17 protein-coding genes, 1 tRNA gene, 1 other RNA gene and 1 pseudogene are annotated in these 21811 nt (G+C 54.2%); 9 read left to right on the forward strand and 11 right to left on the reverse strand.

Translation table 11 applies throughout. The features are described from left to right. Position 1 precedes the first annotated feature (1 nt). The 7 genes from HVA01_RS02230 to betI form a co-directional block, all read right to left on the reverse strand. A complete protein-coding gene (locus HVA01_RS02230; RefSeq protein WP_146872910.1) occupies positions 2-889 on the reverse strand; it encodes a carbohydrate ABC transporter permease in 888 nt (295 codons plus the stop codon). Continuing rightward, positions 882-1982 (reverse strand): ABC transporter ATP-binding protein, encoded by a 1101-nt coding sequence (locus HVA01_RS02235; protein WP_146872911.1) that lies wholly within the window; start codon positions 1980-1982, stop codon positions 882-884. Before HVA01_RS02235 ends, HVA01_RS02230 begins: the two co-directional genes overlap by 8 nt. Then, a complete protein-coding gene (locus HVA01_RS02240; RefSeq protein WP_146872912.1) occupies positions 1975-3072 on the reverse strand; it encodes an ABC transporter ATP-binding protein in 1098 nt (365 codons plus the stop codon). Before HVA01_RS02240 ends, HVA01_RS02235 begins: the two co-directional genes overlap by 8 nt. Before the next feature lie 260 nt (positions 3073-3332). Continuing rightward, positions 3333-5819 (reverse strand): acyl-CoA dehydrogenase, encoded by a 2487-nt coding sequence (locus HVA01_RS02245; protein ID WP_146872913.1) that lies wholly within the window; start codon positions 5817-5819, stop codon positions 3333-3335. Between the two features lie 231 nt (positions 5820-6050). Then, entirely contained in the window at positions 6051-7724 is a 1674-nt protein-coding gene (betA, locus tag HVA01_RS02250; RefSeq protein ID WP_146872914.1) for a choline dehydrogenase, read from the reverse strand. A gap of 59 nt (positions 7725-7783) precedes the next feature. Next, positions 7784-9253, reverse strand: a complete 1470-nt coding sequence (betB, locus tag HVA01_RS02255) for a betaine-aldehyde dehydrogenase (RefSeq protein WP_146872915.1) — start codon at positions 9251-9253, stop codon at positions 7784-7786. Between the two features lie 32 nt (positions 9254-9285). Further along, positions 9286-9903 (reverse strand): transcriptional regulator BetI, encoded by a 618-nt coding sequence (gene betI / locus HVA01_RS02260; RefSeq protein ID WP_176587504.1) that lies wholly within the window; start codon positions 9901-9903, stop codon positions 9286-9288. 192 nt (positions 9904-10095) lie between these two features. Here betI and HVA01_RS02265 point away from each other — a divergent pair, with 192 nt between their 5' ends. The 8 genes from HVA01_RS02265 (at position 10096) to HVA01_RS02300 (ending at position 18769) form a co-directional block, all read left to right on the forward strand. Beyond that, positions 10096-11031, forward strand: a complete 936-nt coding sequence (locus HVA01_RS02265; protein WP_146872916.1) for a choline ABC transporter substrate-binding protein — start codon at positions 10096-10098, stop codon at positions 11029-11031. A 101-nt stretch (positions 11032-11132) separates the two neighbouring features. Continuing rightward, a tRNA-Met gene (locus HVA01_RS02270) sits at positions 11133-11209 on the forward strand. Between the two features lie 105 nt (positions 11210-11314). Then, an RNA gene (gene ffs, locus HVA01_RS02275) (signal recognition particle sRNA small type) lies at positions 11315-11411 on the forward strand. Between the two features lie 566 nt (positions 11412-11977). Further along, positions 11978-14485 (forward strand): PAS domain-containing hybrid sensor histidine kinase/response regulator, encoded by a 2508-nt coding sequence (locus tag HVA01_RS02280; protein ID WP_146872917.1) that lies wholly within the window; start codon positions 11978-11980, stop codon positions 14483-14485. Positions 14486-14499: 14 nt separating this feature from the next. Further along, on the forward strand, positions 14500-14901 hold the full coding sequence (locus tag HVA01_RS02285) for a response regulator (RefSeq protein ID WP_146872918.1): 402 nt from the start codon (positions 14500-14502) through the stop codon (positions 14899-14901). 11 nt (positions 14902-14912) lie between these two features. Next, the gene (locus HVA01_RS02290; protein WP_146872919.1) at positions 14913-17048 is read left to right on the forward strand and encodes a putative bifunctional diguanylate cyclase/phosphodiesterase; all 2136 of its coding nucleotides are present in this window, start codon (positions 14913-14915) and stop codon (positions 17046-17048) included. A gap of 264 nt (positions 17049-17312) precedes the next feature. Then, positions 17313-17813 (forward strand): hypothetical protein, encoded by a 501-nt coding sequence (locus tag HVA01_RS02295; protein WP_146872920.1) that lies wholly within the window; start codon positions 17313-17315, stop codon positions 17811-17813. Between the two features lie 197 nt (positions 17814-18010). Next, entirely contained in the window at positions 18011-18769 is a 759-nt protein-coding gene (locus tag HVA01_RS02300; protein ID WP_146872921.1) for a DUF3750 domain-containing protein, read from the forward strand. A gap of 31 nt (positions 18770-18800) precedes the next feature. Here HVA01_RS02300 and mntR read toward each other — a convergent pair whose 3' ends face one another. Next, on the reverse strand, positions 18801-19280 hold the full coding sequence (mntR, locus tag HVA01_RS02305; protein WP_146872922.1) for a manganese-binding transcriptional regulator MntR: 480 nt from the start codon (positions 19278-19280) through the stop codon (positions 18801-18803). Positions 19281-19479: 199 nt separating this feature from the next. Here mntR and HVA01_RS02310 point away from each other — a divergent pair. Continuing rightward, positions 19480-19704: pseudogene (locus HVA01_RS02310) on the forward strand (metal ABC transporter solute-binding protein, Zn/Mn family); the annotation flags it as partial. Between the two features lie 141 nt (positions 19705-19845). Here the strand turns inward: HVA01_RS02310 and HVA01_RS02315 are convergent. From HVA01_RS02315 to HVA01_RS02325, 3 genes are read right to left on the reverse strand one after another with little or no spacing between them, the layout of a single operon-like run. Continuing rightward, positions 19846-20199, reverse strand: coding sequence for a P-II family nitrogen regulator (locus HVA01_RS02315; RefSeq protein WP_146872923.1), 354 nt, complete (start codon positions 20197-20199; stop codon positions 19846-19848). After that, positions 20189-21004 carry a Na,Li,K/H(+) antiporter subunit UmpB gene (gene umpB / locus HVA01_RS02320; RefSeq protein WP_146872924.1) on the reverse strand — a complete coding sequence of 272 codons (816 nt, stop codon included), beginning with the start codon at positions 21002-21004 and terminating at the stop codon, positions 20189-20191. Before umpB ends, HVA01_RS02315 begins: the two co-directional genes overlap by 11 nt. Then, the gene (locus tag HVA01_RS02325; RefSeq protein WP_146872925.1) at positions 21001-21768 is read right to left on the reverse strand and encodes a DUF1538 domain-containing protein; all 768 of its coding nucleotides are present in this window, start codon (positions 21766-21768) and stop codon (positions 21001-21003) included. Before HVA01_RS02325 ends, umpB begins: the two co-directional genes overlap by 4 nt. Positions 21769-21811 lie beyond the last annotated feature (43 nt).

Below are 21811 nucleotides of genomic sequence, written 5' to 3' on the forward strand. Positions count from 1 at the left end.
GTTAAGCACCTCCGTGCGGCGGTTTGTCTTTCTGCATATTCATGATGGTGGTATAGAACACCCAACTCACCAGCAGAATGACCAGGAAGTAGATCAGCGAGAACGCGGCAGAGGGACCTAAGTCCTGCTGGCCGATCGCCATGGTGGTGAGCGACTGACTTAGAAACGTGGTCGAGCTGCCGGGACCGCCGCCGGTCAGTACAAAGGGTTCGGCATAGATCATAAAGGAGTGCATAAAGCGCAGCAGTACGGCGATGACCAACACATTGGTAAGCTTAGGTAGCTGAATATAGCGGAATACCGCCCATTTAGACGCACGGTCGATACGCGCTGCCTGATAATACGCTTCGGGAATCGAGCGTAGGCCGCTGTAGCAGAGCATTGCGACCAGCGGGGTCCAGTGCCACACGTCCATTAAAATGATCGTCACCCAGGCATCGCCCGCATTGCGGGTAAGGTTGTAGTTGACGCCTAATTCACGCAGCCCCCACCCCATTAGCCCAATATCGCCACGGGTAAAAATCTGCCAAATGCTGCCCACCACGTTCCAAGGAATCAGCAGCGGCAGGGTTATCAGGATCAGCACCGCCGAGGCTTGCCAGCCGCGTTTGGGCATAATGAGCGCAATGCCAATACCTAGCGGAATCTGGATGGCAAGAATGATCAGTGAGAACGAAATTTGGCGCAGAAACGCTGCCTGCAGTGCCGGGTCGTTAAGCGTGCTTTTAAACCACTCGGTGCCGGTAAAAAAAGTCGCGTTGGGGCCAAGTACGTCCTGCACCGAGTAGTTCACCACCGTCATTAGCGGAATGATCGCTGAGAACGCCACTAGCACCAGCATGGGTAGCACCAGTAGCCAGGCTCTGTTGTTGGGTATTTTGTTATTCATGGCCGGTCTCCACCAGATACTCATCGATATACAGCGCAACCTTGTCAGGGTTGAAGTGCGCAAACGCCGTTTCACCCACCGGCGGATGGCCTTCGAGCAGGCGTGCTTTGAAGGTTTGTCCGTTGAGTTTGAAGGTCAACAGCGAGTAGGTGCCCAGGTCCTGCACGCTAACCACTTGAATCGGCACGCTATCGGTCGTCTGGCTTGAGGAAATAGCCATAAACTCGGGGCGAATGCCCAGCTTAATGTTGTTAGAGCTGGCGCTGGCGACTGCGCGCTTAATTGGCTCGCTAACCGGCAGTGGCTGCGCGCCGAACATCACCTGGTCATCTTGATAGTCGACGGCCATAAAGTTCATGCCGGGGCTGCCAATAAAGTAACCCACGAAGGTATGCGCCGGGCGCTCGAATAACTCCCTCGGCGTACCGAATTGCACCACCTGGCCGTCGTACATCACGGCAATCTTATCCGCAAAGGTAGAGGCTTCCAGCTGATCATGGGTGACGTAAATCATGGTGATGTTGAAGCGCTCGTGAATTTCCTTGAGCTTGCGGCGAAGTTTCCATTTGAGCTGCGGGTCGATCACGGTCAGCGGTTCGTCAAACAGGATTGCGGTGACGTCATCGCGTACTAAGCCCCGCCCCATGGACACCTTTTGCTTCTCGTCGGCGGTTAAATTTTTGGCTTTGCGATCTAACAGCGGTGTGAGGTCTAGAATATCGGCAACTTCGAGTACCTTGGGTTTAACCCGATACTCAGGCGTATTCATATTGCGCAGGGGAAAGGCGAGATTGTCGAACACCGTCATGGTGTCGTAGATCACCGGGAACTGAAATACCTGGGCGATATTGCGCTCTTCGGGCGGCAGCTCATTGACCCGCTGGCCATCAAACAGCACATCGCCGTCCGAGGGCTCGAGCAGGCCGGAAATAATATTCAACAGGGTGGATTTGCCGCAGCCTGAGGGGCCTAGCAGTGCATAGGCGCCGCCCTGGTGCCACACGTGATCCATTTGGCGAATGGCATAATCCGCCGCACTTTGGGGCGTTTTTTCGTAGCTGTGCGCCAGGCCTTTTAAGGTGATCTCAGCCATGGGCAGTGCCTCCCTGACGGGCCGGAATATGGACGGTGTGGCCCTGTTTGTCGAAGGCATAAAGTTGGTGGGTGGGGAAGTAGACTTTCAGCGGCTCATCGACGCTAAATTGGTGGATACCGACCAGGTGGAGCACTAACGGGAAACGTTCATGATGCACATGTAAAAAGGTTTCAGAGCCGCTGATTTCCGCCACATCCACGTGCACATCCAGCGCAAGATCATCGGCTTGCTGCGGTTGCAGCGTCAGGTGCGAAGCGCGCACACCAAAGTCGTAATCGCCGGGTTCAAGACGTTTTAGCTTTTCGTCACAGGGGAAGTGCAGGGTTTGGTCGAAGGTGATCTCGCTGTCGGTCAGCTGGCCGGGAACAATATTGATCGGCGGTTCGGAAAACATTTCCGCGCTATGACGACCGTTGGGCTGGCGATAGACCTGCTCGGTGGGGCCGTACTGGAGTAATTTGCCTTCGTGAAGCACCGCGGTATTGCCGCCCAGCGCTAGCGCTTCATTGGGCTCGGTGGTGGCATAAACGGCAATGCAGTTGCGCGCCTTAAACAGCTCGCGCAGTTCATCGCGGAGTTCTTCACGGAGTTTATAATCCAAGTTGACCAGCGGCTCATCAAACAGGATCAAGTCGGCGTCTTTGACCAGCGCTCGGCCCATGGCGGTACGCTGCTGCTGACCGCCGGATAGCTCTTGGGGAAAGCGCTTTAATAGATGTTCGATATGCAGCATTTCAGCAATTTCACCTACCCGCTTATCAATTTCGCTTTTCGGGTGTTTAGCCAGTTTAAGCGGCGAGGCGATATTGTCGTAAACGGTGAGGCTGGGGTAGTTGATAAACTGCTGGTACACCATGGAGACATTGCGCTTGCGCACCGAGACGTGGGTCACGTCTTTGCCGTCCATGATGATCTTGCCACGGGTAGGCGGTTCAAGCCCCGCCATTAGGCGCATCAGGGTGGTTTTTCCGGCCAGCGTTCTGCCCAGCAGCACATTGAAGGAGCCTGGCTCTAGGGCTAGGTCTATTCCGCTGATATGCGGCACACCATTGACGATGTGATCGATATTTTGCAAATGTAAGGACATGCCGATCTCGCTAGCGTCGTTGTTGTTGGAAATGGCTGTTGGAAGTGTTGCTGGTAATTGTTGTTGATGGATAGTATAGATCGTTTTCGTTTACGAAAGGCTAGTTGATCGTTTTCGAACTTGCAACGCGTTTTTGGCCTGTTGCACTACGCATTTAGGCGTAGAAAGTGAATGTTTTATAGCGTGAGCACACATAAAAAAGCCGGCTCCTGGCGCGCAGGAGCCGGCTGACGTTATCAGTAACGCTTTTAACGGCGGTATTACTTGACGCTTTCCTCTTCCTGCTTAGTAGCAGGCGTCGGTTGGCTGTTGTGGTCGATTAGCGTGGATTTGTTCTTTGCGAACGCATCGTAAGCGAAATCGTCCACGGTGAGCATTTCCAGCACTTCGGCCTCAAAAGTGCGCATAAACTCGGCGTCTTCGGCGTTGATCAGGCCTTTCTCCAAGCCGATTTCAACGCGCGCCTCAGGGTGCAACGCGGTTTGCGGTAGTTCACCTTTGGCATAGGCCTTGTTTAGCGTCCGATAGATTACCTCGGCACGGTCATAATCGACCAGCAGGGCATTATAGCGCGCCAGCGGGTTGCGCTGTTCGCCGTCGTCCGCGTCCCAGGTGTTTTCCAGCAGCTTGGTACGTAGGGCGCTGTGAGTGGAAACGCGCGTGGCGATGTCGCGAGCGAAGTCGTCGTGGGGCTTGTCCCAGCGGCGGCCGGTGGGCATTACTACCACTTTTAAGATCTTACCCAGGGCGCGGTTGGGCAGGTTATCGAAAATCTCTACAAACGCCTGTTCGGCACGCTGGAGTAAGAAGCGGCAGCTGTAGTGCAGCAGCGCCTCTTCGCCTTCTACTTGACTGCCTGCCTGCCACTGCTTGAGTACCATCGAAGCGAGGTAAAGGTTAGACAGCACATCCCCAAGGCGCGCAGAGATCATTTCGCGTTTTTTGAGCGCTGACCCCAGGCTTGCCATGGCGGCATCGGCGCACAGGCCAAAGCCAGCGGAGAGGCGGGCAATGTCCTTGGCGTACACGGCAGCGGGGCCATCAAAGGGCACGCTGGCTTTACCTAAGCCGAAACCAAGGGTAAAGGCCCGCGCCGCGTTGCCGAATATCAGCCCAGCGTGACTAAAGAAGGCTTTATCAAACGCTTGCATATCGTTGGCGTCTTTGGCGGCCAGCTCGTCAAGCACGTAAGGGTGGCAGCGGATCGCGCCCTGACCAAAGATCATCAGGTTGCGGGTCATGATGTTGGCGCCTTCCACGGTAATCGCGACCGGATTGGCGCTGTAGCCAATACCCAAGTAGTTGCGCGGGCCGAGTGTTACTGCCTTGCCGCCGTGGACGTCCATGGCGTCGCTCAGTATGACGCGCTGGAACTCGGTCAGCTGGCTTTTCAGGATTCCTGAGGGCACCGCGGGTTTTTCGCCATGATCAATCATATTGGCGGTTTGATACACGGTGGCCTGGGAGATATACGCCAGCCCCGCCATGCGCGCGAGCGGCTCTTGCACACCTTCCATTTCTGCTACTGGCACGTTGAACTGACGGCGAACACGGGTGAAACCGCCGCTCCAGCCAAGGGCGTAGCGGGCGGTGCCGGTAGCGCCTGATGGCAGCGTAATGCAGCGGCCGATCGATAGGCACTCGACCAGCATCCGCCAGCCTTGGCCGATCATGTCGGGACCACCGATAATGGTGTCTAGCGGTACAAAGACATCTTTGCCGATAATCGGGCCGTTCATAAACGGACTGCCGATGGGGTGGTGGCGACGGCCAATGTCCATGCCAGCGGTGTCACGGGGAATCAGCGCCAGGGTAATGCCACGGTTTTCCTCGTCACCCAGTAGTTTTTCCGGGTCAAACAGACGAAATGCCAAGCCCACTACGGTGGCAATGGGGGCCAGCGTGATCCAGCGTTTTTCGAAGTTCAGGCGCAGGCCGAGTACTTCTTCGCCGTTGATGGTCTGCTTACACACAACGCCGGTATCGGGCAGCGAGGTGGCATCCGAACCTGCGCGGGGGCCGGTGAGGCCAAAGCAGGGGATTTCACGGCCATCAGACAGGCGCGGCAGGTAGTGATCTTTCTGTTCTTGAGTGCCGTATTTCAGCAGCAGCTCGCCAGGGCCGAGAGAGTTGGGTACGCCCACGGTGACCATCATGGTTTCGTTGGCAGAGAGCTTTTGCAGCACCATGGACTGGGCTTTGGCTGAGAATCCCAGGCCGCCGTACTCCTTGGGAATAATCATGCCGAAGAAACCTTCCTTCTTCAGGAAGTCCCACAGCTGCTGGGGCAAGTCGGCTCGCTCTTGGGCAATATCCCAGGCGTTGCACATGCCAGCGGCTGTCGCACACTGATTAGCCAAAAAGGCTTTTTCATCGTCGCGCAGGCCAGTGTCTTTAAAGGCAAGCAGTTTTTCCCACTGGGGCTTGCCTGAAAATAGCTCGCCGTCCCAGGAAACACTGCCGGCTTCGAGGGCGGTGCGCTCGGTGGCAGAGACTTTTGGCGCCACTTTCTTGAACATCGCGAACAGGCGTGGCGTTAGCCATTGGCGGCGCAACGCGGGCAGGCCAGCCACGGCAACGGCAGCCGCGCCGATTAGCAGCAGTACGCCAATCACCGTTGCGTCTAACAGCAGGCCAGCGAGGCCCAACACGCCAAGGACGGCCAGCGCGGCGGGGGCACCTGCCTCGCGACGCATGACCACGAGCAAGCCGACAATGGCGAGCACGATAAGGAGTAGGGTGAGCATAGACTCTCTCTCTTTGTTTCAGGCTTAGTCTTCAGCCTGCTGTTGTTGGTAAGAATGGTAGCGATAAACGGCGACGAGACCGTCAATCGAACACTTGTTTGAATATTGGCAGATGGGGGCCACCTCGTGCAAGTTTTTAGCCATCTTTAGCGTTGCAAATGTGAGGCGCCCAGCAAAAAAAACGCCATGGCGGTAGGCCATGGCGTTTGGAGTGGTAAATAGACTAAATGTTCAGGCGCGTTTAGCCGCTGCACCGTTGGCGACATAGTAGTCAACGTTAGCGCGGGGTAGCGGCTCAAGGCCTTTAATGCGGTCGGCGATTTTCTCGGCCAGCATAATGGTAGGCGCGTTTAAGTTGCCGGTGGGGATCACCGGGAACAGTGAGGCATCGACCACACGCAGACCCTCAATGCCATGCACACGGCCCTGACCATCGGTGACCGCCATCTCGTCGTTGCCCATCCGGCAGCTGCCGCAGGGGTGGTAGGCGGTTTCGGCGTGCTGTTTGACGAAGGCATCAAGCTCGGCATCCGTCCGCACGTCGGGGCCTGGGGCGATCTCACGGCCGCGGTAGTTATCAAACGCTGGCTGGGCGATGATGTCCCGGGTGAGACGAATAGCGTCGCGGAACTCTTGCCAATCTTTGTCTTTGGCCATGTAGTTGAACAAAATGCTGGGCGCGGCGTGGGGGTCTTTCGAGGTTACTCGAATGCGACCACGGCTTTCCGAGCGCATAGAGCCAACGTGGGCCTGGAAGCCGTGGGCTTGCACCGCGCTTTTGCCGTTGTAGCTAATCGCGATAGGCAGAAAATGGTACTGCAGGTTGGGCCACTCTTCTTCATCGCGGCTACGAATAAAACCACAGGATTCAAACTGGTTGCTGGCGCCCACACCGGTACCTTTGAACAACCACTCGGCACCGATTTTGGGTTGGTTGTACCACTTTAGCGCCGGGTAGAGGGAAATCGGCTCTTTGCACTCGTATTGGATGTACATCTCCAGGTGATCCTGGAGGTTCTCACCCACGCCGGGCAGGGCGTGAATCGTTTCAATATCAAGCTCTTCCAGCAGTTCTGGGTTGCCGATGCCTGAGCGCTGCAGAATCTGTGGGGAGGCGATGGCGCCACCACACAGCAGGACTTCACGGCGAGCGTAGGCCTGCTGCTTTTCGCCTTTCTGCTCATAGCGCACACCCACCGCCCGCTTGCCTTCAAACTCAATGACGTCGGTGACGGCATGAGTTTCGATGGTGAGGTTGTGGCGCTGTTTGGCGGTATCCAGGTAGCCACGGGCCGTTGATGCACGGCGGCCTTTGGGCGTAACGAAGCGGTCCATGGGGCCGAAGCCTTCTTGCTGGTAGCCGTTAACGTCGTCGGTTTCCGGGTAGCCCGCCTGCTTGCCGGCTTCAATAAAGGTGCGGTAAAGCGGGTTGTTATCGGCTTTTGGCGTGGTCACGCTCACCGGCCCGTCGCCACCGTGGTAGTCGTTGGGGCCAATGTCGCGGCTTTCGCACTTTTTGAAGTAGGGCAGACAGCTTAGATAGTCCCAGTCTTCGAGGCCGGGCTGCTTGGCCCAGTTGTCGTAATCGAGCGCGTTGCCGCGGATATAGCACATGCCGTTAATCAGCGAGGAGCCGCCGAGGCCTTTGCCACGGCCGCACTCCATGCGGCGGCCATCCATATGCGGTTCGGGGTCGGTTTCAAACGCCCAGTTGTAGCGCTTTCCCTGTAGTGGAAACGCCAGTGCAGCGGGCATTTGGGTGCGGAAATCAAAGCGGTAGTCAGGCCCGCCCGCTTCTAACAGCAATACGCTGACGCTGCTGTCTTCGGTAAGGCGAGCGGCGAGCACGTTGCCCGCCGAGCCTGCGCCGATAATGATGTAGTCAAATTCGCGTGGTTGAGGCATCAATGTTTCTCTCATCAAGATGGTAAAGAGCTAAGTGTTTCAGCGTGTTGATTCAGGGATTAAAACACTGACTCAAACGGCCCCATCTCGATCTGTACGGACTTGGTCTGGGTATAGTGATTCAGCGTTTCGATACCGTTCTCGCGACCAATGCCCGACTCTTTATAACCGCCCACCGGCATTTCAGAAGGCGACTCGCCCCAGGTGTTGATCCAGCAGATGCCTGCTTCCAGCTGATGGATGACGCGGTGAGCTCGGTTCAGGCTTTCGCTGAATACGCCAGCGGCCAAGCCATAGGGGGTGTCGTTGGCACGACTTATCACTTCTGCTTCATCGTCAAACGCCAATACCGACATTACCGGGCCAAAGATCTCTTCGCGCACGATACGCATATCGTCGGTGCAGTCGGTGAAGACGGTAGGGGCGGCCCAGGCGCCGTCTGCAAAGCTGCCGCTGTTCCACTCATCGCCACCGACGAGCAGGCGGGCGCCTTGCTCTTTGCCCAGGGCGATATAGGCGAGTACTTTCTCCTGATGCTCGAAGCTCACCAGCGGGCCAAAGTTGACGCTGGGGTCCATGGGGTCGCCCGCTTTGATGCGCTTAACGCGCTCCACCAATTTGGCTTCAAAGGCGTCTTTAATGCTGCGTTCAACAAAAACACGTGTGCCGTTGGTGCAAATTTGGCCGCTGGAGTAGAAGTTCGCCATCATGGCGGCGTCGGCGGCGCGGTCTAGGTCGGCATCGGCGAACACCAGCAGTGGCGATTTGCCGCCTAGCTCCATGGTGACCTCTTTGAGACTGGAACCCGCGGCCGCTGCCATAACCTTTTTGCCGGTGCCTGCTTCGCCGGTGAACGAGATTTTGGCAATGCCAGGGTGCTCGGTGAGCATGGCGCCCACGCGACCGTCGCCCTGCACCACGTTAAACACGCCGTTGGGTAGGCCTGCCTCGGTGAATATCTCGGCCAGCTTCAGCACGGTTAGCGGGGTCACTTCGCTGGGCTTAAACACCACCGCGTTACCTGCGGCCAGCGCTGGGGCGGCTTTCCAGCAAGCGATTTGGATTGGGTAGTTCCAGGCGCCAATGGCGCCAATCACGCCCAGCGGCTCGCGGCGGGTGTACACAAAGGAGCTGTCGCGCAGTGGAATCTGGCTGCCTTCAATAGCGGGCGCCAAGCCAGCGTAATACTCCAGCGCGTCCGCACCGGTGACGATATCGACGCTAGCGGTTTCGCTGATTGGCTTGCCGGTATTGCGGGTTTCCAGCTCGGCAAGCTCGTCATTGCGCTCTCTTAATAGCGCTACGGCGCGTAGTAAAACACGCGAGCGTTGCATGCCGGTCATCGCGGCCCATTCGCGCTGGCCTCGCTGGGCAGCGGCAACGGCTGTGTCCACATCGGCTTGGCTTGCTTGACCGATAGTGGCGAGCAGGCTGCCATCAAAAGGATTGGTAACGGTAAAAGTATCGCCTGAGGTGGCGTCTACTTGGCGACCATCAATATAAAGCGGCTGTACGTTTTGAGTGGTCATGTAGGTCTCCTCCAGTAAAATGAAAATTTTAGCTAGTAAGTGTCGGATGCGTGCGGTAAGCATCCATGATGAGCAAAAAGCTGATCGAGATAGCTGTGGGCGAGGAGTCGAGCTTCCTCGGCATCAAGCCCTTTTGGCGTTAAGGCACCGCGTAGCCAAAGGCCATCGATCATGGCCGCTAAACCGCGGGCAGCGTTGCGTGCATCAGAATGGGTCATTATGCGACGAAACTGGTGACATAAATTAGCGTAAAGACGGCGATCGTTGACGTTTTGCAACCGCTGTAGCATGGGCTTATGCATGCTGCTGGCCCAGAACGCCAGCCAGGTTTTGGCGGCGGGACCGGTGACCTGAGTACGATCAAAATTACCTTCAATAATGGCCCCAATGTGGGCGCGCGGTGAGCTGTCTTTCAACGCATGGCGGCGCACCGCAACGGCATCCGTCAGGTCGGTGAGTATTTGCCGCATGGTTGCTTCCAGCAGGCCGTCCTTGCCGCCAAAGTAGTGGCTAATGATGCCGGCTGAAACGCCAGCATGGCGCGCAATGCGCATCACCGTTGTCTCGGCCAGGCCGACTTCGTCAATCGAGGCCATGGTCGCTTTAATTAATTGCTGGCGGCGTATCGGTTCCATTCCCACCTTTGGCACAGCGTTCTCCTACGAATCACGTTGAATACCTAACTTGCGCCGACGCTTGAAACTAAGCGTTAGGCATGATTACCTAAACATGGTGGCATTTTTTTATTGAACGTTCAATCAATAAAAAGATGTCGATACGTTAAATTCGCTGTGATCGCTCTTGAATAGGGTGTTCGCTTCAAACGATCTAAGGGGACAACGATGAAAACGCATTATTCACGCTACGCAGGTGCCTTATTGCTAGCCGCTGGTTTACCAACGGTGGCTTACGCCAATGAGTGCAGCAGCGTTCGCTTTGCTGAAGTGGGTTGGACGGATATCACCGCCACCACTGCGCTAGCCAGCGAAGTGCTTGCAGGCCTTGGCTATGAGCCGAGAGTTGACACGGTATCCGTACCGATCGCCTATGCGGGTATGCGCAACAATGATTTTGATGTTTTTTTAGGTAACTGGATGCCTTCCATGGCGTCTATCAGCGACCCGTATATCGAACGCGGTGAAGTTGAGCGCTTGGCGACCAACCTGGAAGGGGCGAAATACACCCTGGCGGTGCCGCAGTATGTTTACGACGCTGGGGTGACATCGGTCAATGATTTGAATGAACACGCGGAACAGTTTGATCATAGTATTCACGGCATCGAAGCGGGTAACGACGGCAACGAGCTGATCGAACAAATGATCGATGATGACGCCTACGGATTAGGCGATTGGCAGGTGATTGATTCCAGTGAAGCGGGCATGTTGGCGGAACTGCGTGCTCGAGTGCCCAACGAGCAGTGGATGGTGTTTTTAGGCTGGGAGCCGCACCCCATGAACTCTAACTTCGATATGGCCTACCTTTCTGATGCGGATGATTACTTTGGCCCGGATTTAGGTGGTGCCACAGTGCACACCAATACCCGTGCTGGTTTCGTGGATGAGTGCCCGAATGTGGGTGAGCTATTACGCAATATGACCTTTACGTTGGAAATGGAAAACCAGCTGATGAGCGCGATCATGGATGATGGCGAAGACCCGCGTGATGCCGCGCGTGAGTACTTGAAGGCGAATGACGACGTGCTAACTGCGTGGTTAGAAGGTGTTACCACTCGCGACGGTGAGCCCGGCGCGCCCGCCGTGCGAGCTGCTATTCAGTAAGGTCCATTTATTAAGCTCGCTTCAATGAGGGAGGCAGGCCGGAATCCGGCTTGCCTTTCATCACTAACATAGGCATAATCTGCACCCGTTGATGAGGGAAAGGCTACGTAGCTCAGCTGGTTAGAGCACATCACTCATAATGATGGGGTCCCCTGTTCAAATCAGGGCGTAGCCACCACATCAGCATTAGCACACTCGCTACTGTTTTTGATAGAGTGCTTTTTTTAAAGCGCTTTAATAGAAATAGTTTTGTACACAAAAGAGTGTGCCGTTATGGTGGCCCCTTAGGTCCTCCCGCAACGCTAAACTGCGAACCCCGCCAGGCCCGGAAGGGAGCAACGGTAGTGGTGGCTGCGTGTGCCGGGATGTGGCTTTTGGGGCCGCCTCCATTTATAGGTATCGTTCTCACCTTAATTGGGCATGATTCTCAGTAAACCAGGCTCTCAGTAAACCAGGCATAGGCTATTTCTTAGTAATATCACTAAGAAAATTTTGGCAGCTGTGTGCTGTTGCGGGCTTCGCCACTCCCACCTTAAGAAATATACAAGTCTTAGTTACCAAAATCAGCACTTACAAACTGTAATGTTTTCTCGGGATGCGTTAATTACTCTCATTTGAGTATGTCGATGCTGTAGGTATCTTTGTCTTCCGCTTAGAAGGCTATTACATTAGCTTGTCTGTAATAAGCGCTTCCTTATATCATGGCTTTTCAGTTACCGGGTTATGCTAATAAAACTTCTTTTATTGAAATAATGCGTAACGTTTGGCTATTTTTATCACGCTGTTTACGATAAGTAACTATATAGTGCAGAGCCTTATCTAAACAACTATGTTAACGTCGCATAAGTCTATTTTTCCTCTCCTTACTTGATTCTGTAGTATCTATACAGCATTCCGTGAGCCTATTCGCACCGACCTTTACGGTACTGCTCATTGGTGTAATTGTATGAAAACAATAATCTCTGACCCATCTGGCCGCGAGCCTGGCGACTTCAATACGGAGTCTCAGCGTCAAACCTCACAAATCAAGACCGGCGCCCTGCAGGACGCCATATTTAACAGTGCCTATTTCTCTAGTATTGCCACCGATGAAAAGGGCGTCATTCAGATTTTCAACGTCGGTGCAGAGCGCATGCTGGGTTTTTCGGCGGCGGACGTGGTGAATAAAATTACGCCGGCCGATATATCGGATCCGCAGGAGCTTATTGCCCGTGCCGACGCTCTGAGCAGGGAATTGGGAGAGCCGATTACACCTGGGTTTGAGGCGTTGATATTCAAGGCCTCGCGCGGCATCGAAGATATTTATGAACTGACCTATGTACGCAAGGACGGTAGTCGCTTTCCCGCCATGGTCTCGGTGACGGCCTTGCGTGACGCGGACGACAAGATTATTGGTTATTTGTTGATCGGCACCGACAATACCGTGCGCCAGCAGATTGAAGAGTCGCAAGCACAGTTTGATAAGCGCCTACATGATCAGCAGTACTATACCCGCTCGCTGATCGAGTCGAATATTGATGCGCTAATGATGACCGATCCGCAGGGCATCATTTCGGACGTGAACCAGCAGATGATCACGCTGACTGGGCGTACCCGCGATGAGCTGATCGGTGTGCCGAGCAAGGACTTCTTTACCGATCCAGAGCAGGCGGATGCCGCAATCCAACGCGTGCTTTGCGAAGGCAAGGTCCGCGACTACGAATTAACCGTGCGCGCATTGAATGGGGCTGAAACCGTTGTGTCTTATAACGCGGCCACTTTCCATGATCGCGATGGCAAGGTACAAGGCGTGTTTGCTTCAGCACGCGATGTCACTGAACGCAAGCGTTGGGAGCGCACCCTGCAGGAGAAAAACGCAGAATTGGAGCGTGCCAGTGGCATGAAGTCGGAGTTCTTGGCCACGATGTCGCATGAACTGCGCACGCCGCTGAATGCGATCATCGGTTTTTCGGAAGCGCTCAAGGACGGGTTGATCGGCGATATTTCCGAAAGTCAGCATGAGTACATCACCGATATTTTTACCAGTGGGCAGCACTTGCTCTCTCTGATCAATGACATTCTGGATCTCTCGAAGGTTGAGGCTGGCATGATGGCGCTCGAACTCGAGCCGGTCGATTTGAATACGCTGCTGACAAACAGCCTGTCGATCGTCAAGGAAAAGGCTGCGGCTCGCAGTATCATGCTTGAGCTAACAGTTGGGGAAGATCTGGGCGTTCCGCAGCTCGATATGCGCAAGACCAAGCAGATCGTCTACAACCTGTTGTCGAACGCGGTCAAGTTCAGCCCGCCTGGCGCGCGCATCAACTTAAGCGCCAGGAGAGTAGGGCGCGCCAGTGTGGGTACCCTGCCCGGCGATTGGGCAATGCAAGGCTTTGAATTAGCAAACAATGAATACAACGACTTCCTGGAAATCTGCGTCAGCGACAGCGGGATCGGTATTTCTATCGCTGATATGGGCAAGCTGTTCCAGGCGTTCAGCCAGATTGATAGCAGCTTGTCGCGCAGGTTTGAAGGTACCGGGCTGGGGCTTGCCATGGTCAAACAGCTTGCCGAATTGCATGGTGGGACGGTGGCGGTGGCCAGTGCCGAGAACGAGGGTACGTGTTTCGCTGTCTGGTTGCCGTTACGTGTGACAGCTACTCAAGATGACCAACAAAAGCGCCAAGTTCTTGCCAACATAGCATCAGATGACCATAACGCAGAGCGCGTGGCGCTGGTGGTCGAGCCGGACAAGCGCGCGGCCGATTTACTCCGCATGCTGCTTGAGTCTGAGGGCTTTAGCGTGTTGCATGCAGCCAGTGCTGAAGCCGCACTGGCGCTGGCGCCGTTACAACCCCTAAGTCTGATTACACTTGATCTGGCCCTGCCGGACATGGACGGTTGGGAGTTCTTATTGCGTATAAGCACAAGCAGTGAGCTGGCGCGGGTCCCAGTAGTAGTGATAGCGAGCGAGGCCGATAGCAACATGGCGCTGGCCGGTGGCGCCGCTGCGGCTATGCAAAAGCCGATCAGCCGTAGTCACCTGCAAACATCACTGGCTGACCTCGGACTGCACCCCGATGAGAAAAAAACCCATACCATCCTGGTAGTGGACGATGACCCCAAGGCCGTCGAGGTGATTACGGCATTTTTGCCGACGCCAGCTTATGCGGTGGTGCGAGCCTATGGTGGGGCCGAGGCAATTACACTGGCGCAGCGTTTGCGGCCGGACCTCATTCTACTCGACCTTATGATGCCGGTCGTCAACGGCTTCGATGTGGTCGAGGCGCTCCAAAGCAATCCCGCTACGGCAAATATAGCGATTCTAGTGGTGACCGCTAAGACAATCACCGAAATAGATCGTGCCGCGTTAAGTAATAATTCAGATCACATTATCAATATTGTTGAAAAAGCCGGCTTTAGCCAGGAGCGCTTTATCGCCGAAGTCCGGCGTGCACTGCTACCTCCAAAATAATAAAGGTATGACCAATGGCCAGAATACTCATCATCGAAGACAACCCAGCCAACATGAAGTTGGCCTTGTTGCTATTGCACAAAGCCGGACACCAGACGTACTGCTCGGTCGATGCGGAATCAGGGGTCGCTTTGTCGCGTGTTGAAGTGCCCGATTTGATTCTGATGGATATCCAGCTGCCGGGTATGGATGGTCTCTCAGCGACCGCGCTGCTGAAGCAGGATCCCAGCACTGCCCACATTCCCATTATTGCGCTGACCGCGATGGCGATGAAAGCGGACAAAGAGAAATGCGAAACGGCTGGTTGCAACGGTTATATCGCCAAGCCCCTGCGCTACCAGGAGCTTTATGCAGCCATTGATGCGCTGCTGGCCAAGGATGCTGTGGACGTCGCCGATAAGACTTTTTTGCGTTAACGGAGATCACCATGAGCAGTACTGTTGCCACCGCCACCGCCGGTACTATCCTCATTGTCGATGACGAATTACAGAATCGTAGGCTGCTGGAAGTGCTTCTCCTTCCTGAGGGGTATCAAACCGTTATGGCTGCTAGCGGGGAGGAGGCTTTAGCTATCGTCGCCCAGCAAGCACCTGACCTGATTCTGCTGGATATCATGATGCCCGGTATGGATGGTTACGCAGTTGCCAGGTCTATCAAGGCAGATGAGCTCACTTCCAATATCCCGATTATCATGCTGACCGCACAGATTGACCGGGAGGCCCGTTTGGCTGGCCTGAGCGCGGGGGCGGAGGAATTCCTGACCAAGCCTGTCGACCGCGCGGAGCTATGGCTGCGCGTGAGAAATCTGTTGCGACTGAAAGCCTATGGTGACTTTCTGATCAACCATACCCTGATGCTGGAGCAGCAGGTGCAGGCGCGCACGGCCACTCTACAGCGCTTTCAGAGCGCCATGGATGCGACGGCTGACTCGATCTTTCTGATCGACAGCGCCAGCCAGCGCTTTATCGAAGTCAACGCCACCGCCTGCAAGCTGTTTGGCTACTCACGCGAAGAATTTCTCGAACTCGCCCCGTCTGAACTCACTTCGATCACGCCAGAGCAGCTACAGTGCGAATTTGAGGCCATTATTGAAGAAAACGCTACCGGCTTTCACGAGGAAGTATTGCTTAAATGCAATGGCGGCTCCCAAGTGACCGTGGAGATGCATCGGCATGCCATTCGTTCGGGCGATTCCATGGTGATTGTTGGAGTCTTGCGCGATATTTCCGAACGTAAACTGGCCGAGCACCGGATGTATCAATTGGCCCACTACGATAATGTAACCGGCCTGCCCAACCGTACACTGTTTTATGAAACGCTCGCGCGGATGCTGGTGTTGACCGAAGAAAATGGCATGACTGCTGCGATCATGTTTATTGATCTGGACCATTTCAAAAATATTAACGACACCATCGGTCATGCTGCGGGCGATGAGTTGCTGAGAGAATTCAGCAGCCGGTTGATGCAATGCGTGCGCGTGCGCGACACCTTGGGGCGTCTGGGCGGCGACGAATTCGCCGTGATTCTGTTACTGCCCAATGGGCCGCAGGGGGCGCTCCGGGTCGCCACCAAAATCCGCAACGCCCTGTGTGCTCCGTTTAGCTTGCAGGGTCATGAAGTGACGGTGACTGCGAGTATCGGCATTACGCTCTCTCCCGATGATGCAGGCGATGCCGATACTCTGCTCAAATATGCTGACACTGCGATGTATCAAGCCAAGCATGCGGGGCGAGACACCTACCGATTTTTTACCGGCCAGATGAATACCGACATGCGGGCGCGACTCAAGCTTGAAATTGCCCTGCGTCAGGCCATCGAAAAAGAAGAGTTCGTGCTGTATTACCAGCCCAAGGTTGAACTCAGCAGCGGCCGTATCGTCGGCATGGAGGCCTTGCTGCGCTGGGAGCGGCCAGGACATGGCCTAGTGGCGCCCAATGCGTTCATCCCAACGCTGGAAGAAACCGGCATGATCGTCAAGGTCGGGAGTTGGGTGGTCGCTACCGCGTGCAAGCAGCTCGCCGTATGGGCTAGCACCGACATCGGTCAGGTGCAGATATCAGTTAATGTAGCAGGACGCCAGTTTCTAGAAGGAGATCTGGAGGCAGATGTCCGTGCCGGTTTGAGCGACAATAACATCAGTGGCGAAATGCTCGAGCTAGAGCTAACCGAAAGCTCACTGATGGCAAATACCAACTGCACCATCTCCAAGCTAAGGAACATGAAACAGTTGGGCGTACAAATTTCTATCGATGACTTCGGCACTGGCTATTCTAGCTTGGCTTATTTGCGTCGCTTTCCGGTTGATAAGCTGAAGATTGACATCGCCTTTATTCGCAACGTGATCAGCGTCCCTGACGATGCCGCTATCGTGAATGCGATTATCGGCTTGGCCCATAACCTACAGATGGAAGTGGTTGCCGAAGGCGTCGAAACAGTGGCCCAGTTGGATTATCTTAAGCGCCACGGTTGCGACCAAGTCCAAGGCTACTATTTTAGTCGGCCTTTGCCAGCGACCGACATAGAGACGATGCTGCGCGAGCATAAGCACCTAAATTTGGTATGATACTTAAAATATCGTTCATCTTTTATTGGGTTTTAGCAATATTTAAAAATATAGTTTTATAGATAAAATTATATTTAAAAAATAGAAGTTAATGCATGATAATTACTCGGCTCATGCTAATGGCTGAGCTAAGCGTTTATACTTTCTGATCTTTCTCATCCGTGCAAAAAGGTTAACATGGATCATAGAAAGTCAGCTTTGTTTCTCTCTAAGATGTCCTCTTAGATGCTTGCCTGCATCTGATTACGATTAGAGGACTTGCTCATGAATAACTTAAAAAAACATAACTTTTTGCCTCAGGATCAGCTCAACTTAGCGTATTCACACGAAGTGATTGAGCTAAACCGCTATCAAAGGTTGTCGCTTAGCTACCTGCCATTTGATCAATCGGTTAGTCGTTTAATGAACGCTATGGCTATGGAGTGCGAGCACCGCCTTCACAATCTGCAAGAAGTGGCTAAGCGGATGGAACTTGACACATGCGTTGATGCGGGTGCGTTGATGGAACCTAATTTTTTAAATATGAACAACGATCACTTCTTTGTGGTGGATGAATCCATGAGCCGAAAGACGTTGGTGAGTGCTGAGGAATCCGCTAAACTGTCATGCGTGTTTTTTAGTTGGCTGCTGGAAACGAATGCTACGCCTGAATTACATCAATCGTTTTTTAATTTTTTAAAGCAGAAAAACAATGAATATCAGGTGCTTTATGAATGTGGTGAGCAGTGGGGTATAGTCTTTCCTAAGACCCGTCTAGCGATGTAAATAAAATAAAAAATTTTATAGGTCGGCGCTTGGTCGTTACTTGATACCCACGGGGAAGTAAGATTAAGAAGCCTACAGGGCTAACTCAGTAAGCCGGGACGGCCATCTGTTTAGCCCTCCTATAGCCGTTGGGAACCAAACTTGCGTTTCGTGAGCTAGCGCGTTATCAACAGGTAACGATCGCCACGGACATCACCATGAAAACGCTACTGCGATGGCTGCTCAGCATGGCGGCGCTTTGCGCGCTGCTAATGATTGGCCCTGTATGGATATTGGCAAGCAATCAGGTGGTGACCGATGGGCACTGGTCGACACTTGACCGGTCATCGGCTGGGATAGCGCCTGATCCCGTATCGAATGCTGAAGCTGTGATACAAGTCTATTCTGCCCGCGCTTATAGCTGGCGAGGGGCGTTTGGCGAACATATCTGGATCGCAACCAAACAGGCAAACGCTGATAGCTACCGGCTGCACCAAGTGTTGAGCTGGCGCCGTCCAACGGTAGTGTCCTCCATCGATACGCCTGACCGTTCCTGGTTTGGCAACCCGCCTACCTTGCTGGCCGACTACCGCGGTGATCTCGCTACGCAGATGATACCGCAGATAGAAGCCGCTGCCGCAAACTACCCCCAAGCCGACTTATATCGTGTATGGCCTGGGCCTAACAGTAATAGCTTTATTGCTTGGGTAATTCGTGAAGTGCCAGGTTTTGAGGTAGCGTTGCCGGTGACTGCCATTGGCAAGGATTACATTTTTAACGGCGTGTTCGCCCCTGCGCCCAGTGGCACCGGTTATCAGCTCTCGTTAGGCGGCGTAGCCGGTATTATGCTGGCCCGGGAAGAGGGTATTGAAGTTAACCTGCTGGGCTTGAGTTTCGGTATTGATGTCATGCACCCCGCGTTAAAATTGCCGGGCGTGGGGCGACTGGGGATGCCGATACGAGAGCCTGGCCACTGAGCCCAACATACTTGGTCAGTGACGTTCCTGGTCAGCGACGCTCCTGCTGCTCGGTAAAGCGCTGCATGATGGCGAGTGTTTCATCGCTCACGTGGTGTTCCATGCCTTCGGCATCAATACGCGCCGTGGCATCCCTAACCCCAAGGGTGCGTAAAAAGTTAAGCACAACATCGTGGCGGGCGCGCGAGGTTTCCGCCATTTCCTGACCCGCTGCGGTCAGAAATAGTGAGCGATAGGGCTTGCTGGTAACTAATTCCAGCTCATTTAAGCGGCGAATCATTTTTGACACCGTCGCTTGGCTAACCCCCATGCGGTTGGCAATATCCGCTGCGCGCGCTTCGCCGCGATGCGTTAGTAAATCGCCGATCAGCTCAACATAGTCTTCAATTAGCTCTGTTTCATGGGCATTGCGCACCGTTGCATATTGCTGGGCGTGCTGCTCCACCGGCGGCAGTGCATCACTGGGCATGCTGGGGGCGGAAGGTGAAGCGTTTGGGTTGGAATCAGTCATTGGCAAATTATATCTAAGGTAATGGCAACAATCATTGGATAGTTCCTGTGATGGTAGCGTATTTTTTTGCAACATTGTTAGCCAAGGCTAAATTATTTGCACAATGCTTTCTTGTTACGCTAAAAATTCTAACAATGGTGACGTAAAAGGAGAAGTATAATGAACAAGCACTATCGGTGATGGCCTTCAGCCTGCCACTATGCTTGGTTGCCTTGAGACCGCAGAGGCTGCGTCTTCTCCTTTAAACGTTGCGGTGACCTTTTCAGTCCTGGGTGATTTAGTCAATCAGGTAGCCGGGAGGAATGCCAACGTGACGGTACTAACGCCGATTGGCGCTGAGGTTCACGAGTGGGAGCTACCCCCCAGCAACTTTGCCGCTTTAGAGTCGGCGGATGTGGTGGGCTATCAGCTAGAGCAGTGGATGCCGGGGTAGAAGCCAGCGTGAACCACTACGGTTTGATCTTGCTGTTTGCGCCCAAGCACGGCTGTTACTGCGCCAGTGGCGTCGCTGGCGCATGGGCTAACTAAGCTGGGTAGCTAATACCTGGCTGGAGTGACGCGGACGTTACGATTGCGGCTGTTTTTCAGCGTTAGCGAGCGATTTTATCTGATTTTTTATCCCCACGGCATCTTCGACATCCAGTTGAAAGGCGATGCCCGTGCCGGGCGTTTCGTCAAATTCACCCACCTTCGCAATGGCTTCAAGAATATGGCGGCTGCGGTGCTCCTCGGCCAGAAATAGCAGCATATCGCGCTGTGCGGTAATCTCCATGCCAAAAATGCCATGGGCCTTATTCAGCCCTTCGCCACGCGCATTGTTAATCACCGTCGCCCCGGTAGAGCCTGCCTGGCGAGCGGCTTCCAGAATGTCATCGGTCAAGTCATCTTCCACCATCGCGACTATCAGTTTAAAGCGCATCGTGATCACCTTTCCCTAAGAGCTTGCTGTTCAAAGCTGTTGAAACGTTGGCGCGGCGCTGTCGTTTGGCCTGCCACTGGGCGATTTGGGCGTAGCCCATTACGGTAATAATCGGAAATAAACAGGCAAGCGCGATCATGCCGAAACCATCCATTACCGGGCTGCGTCCGGGTATTTCTGCTGCAAGGCCTAAGCCTAACGCGGCTATAATAGGTACGGTGATAGTTGAAGTAGTGACGCCGCCCGAGTCAAACGCCAGTGGAATGATAGAACGCGGCGAACGTAGGGTTTGTATAATCACCAGTAGGTAAGCGACCAAAACGAACCACTGTAAAGGCCAGCCCATCACAATTCGCCACGTCCCCAGGGTAATGCCAAAGGCCATGCCGAGCGCAACGGCGATGCGTAGCATCAATGGGTTAATGGTCCCGCCTGAAATCTCCCCCGCCTTTAACGACACCGCAATCAGCGAAGGTTCAGCAATCGTCGTGCTGGCGCCAATCGCAAAAGCAAACAGATACACCCAGTAGTAGTCGCTCCAATGACGCTTGGCGCCCTCTGTTAAACTGGGTAAAAAGTCATGATGGGTCAGCTGATTGGCCATAAGCTCCCCCATGGGGAATAGCGCTTGCTCTAAACCGACAAGAAAAAAAGATAGACCCACCCAGACCATCAAAAAACCCGCCATGACTTGAGGCAGGTGTTTGACAGGTTTGCGAATCACCAGGTATTGAAAGCCAAAAATGATCGCCGCGATGGGCAGGATATCCAGCAGCGTGCCCCACAACATTGTGATAAGGGTCATGACGCGGCGCCTGGAATAAGGTGGATACCCATAATGCCAAATAGCAGCACAAAAATAATCGGCATCACCGATGCCAGTGCGATCAGGCCAAAGCCGTCGAGCATCGGGCTGCGGCCTTTAATCGCCGTTGCCAGCCCAACGCCCAGTGCGGTCACCAGCGGTACCGTAATGGTCGAGGTGGTCACGCCGCCAGAATCGTAGGCGATACCCACCATTTCCGCGGGAGCGAGCAGTGTTAGCAGCAGGACCAGCACGTAGCCGGCGATAATGATTAAATGCAGCGGCCAGCCTTTTAAAATGCGCACCACTCCCACCATGACGGCAGCCCCCACAGAGACAGCCACCACCATGCGCAGCGCAAAAGCAAAGCTGGCCTGCGCGTTAGTGCTTTGGCTAATTAAACCGCCCTGTGCCACGACGTCGGCTGCTCGGTCGGCAATAGCGATTAACGCCGGTTCGGCCACAGTCGAGCCAAAGCCGAGTGCAAAGGCGAAGGTTAATAACCATGAAACCGACCCTTTTTTTACAAATGCGCGGGCTAAATTCTCGCCCAGGGGAAACAACCCTAGCTCCAATCCTTTGATAAATAGCGTAAGGCCAACCACAACAAATATCAGGCCCAGGACTAAATCGAGTAACGCGAGGGTATCGGGAAGAGGCTGACGGATAACCACTAATTGAAAGAACGCGATCACCAGTACCACCGGCGCAAGATCACGCAGGCTATCTTTCAATTGTCGGGCGAGCGATACGACTAAATCCATCGAGTTTTCCGCATAGCAGGGGCGTTTTAGCACTTATAGGTGC

Source organism: Halovibrio variabilis, assembly GCF_007991175.1.
GTDB classification, from domain to species: domain Bacteria; phylum Pseudomonadota; class Gammaproteobacteria; order Pseudomonadales; family Halomonadaceae; genus Vreelandella; species Vreelandella variabilis.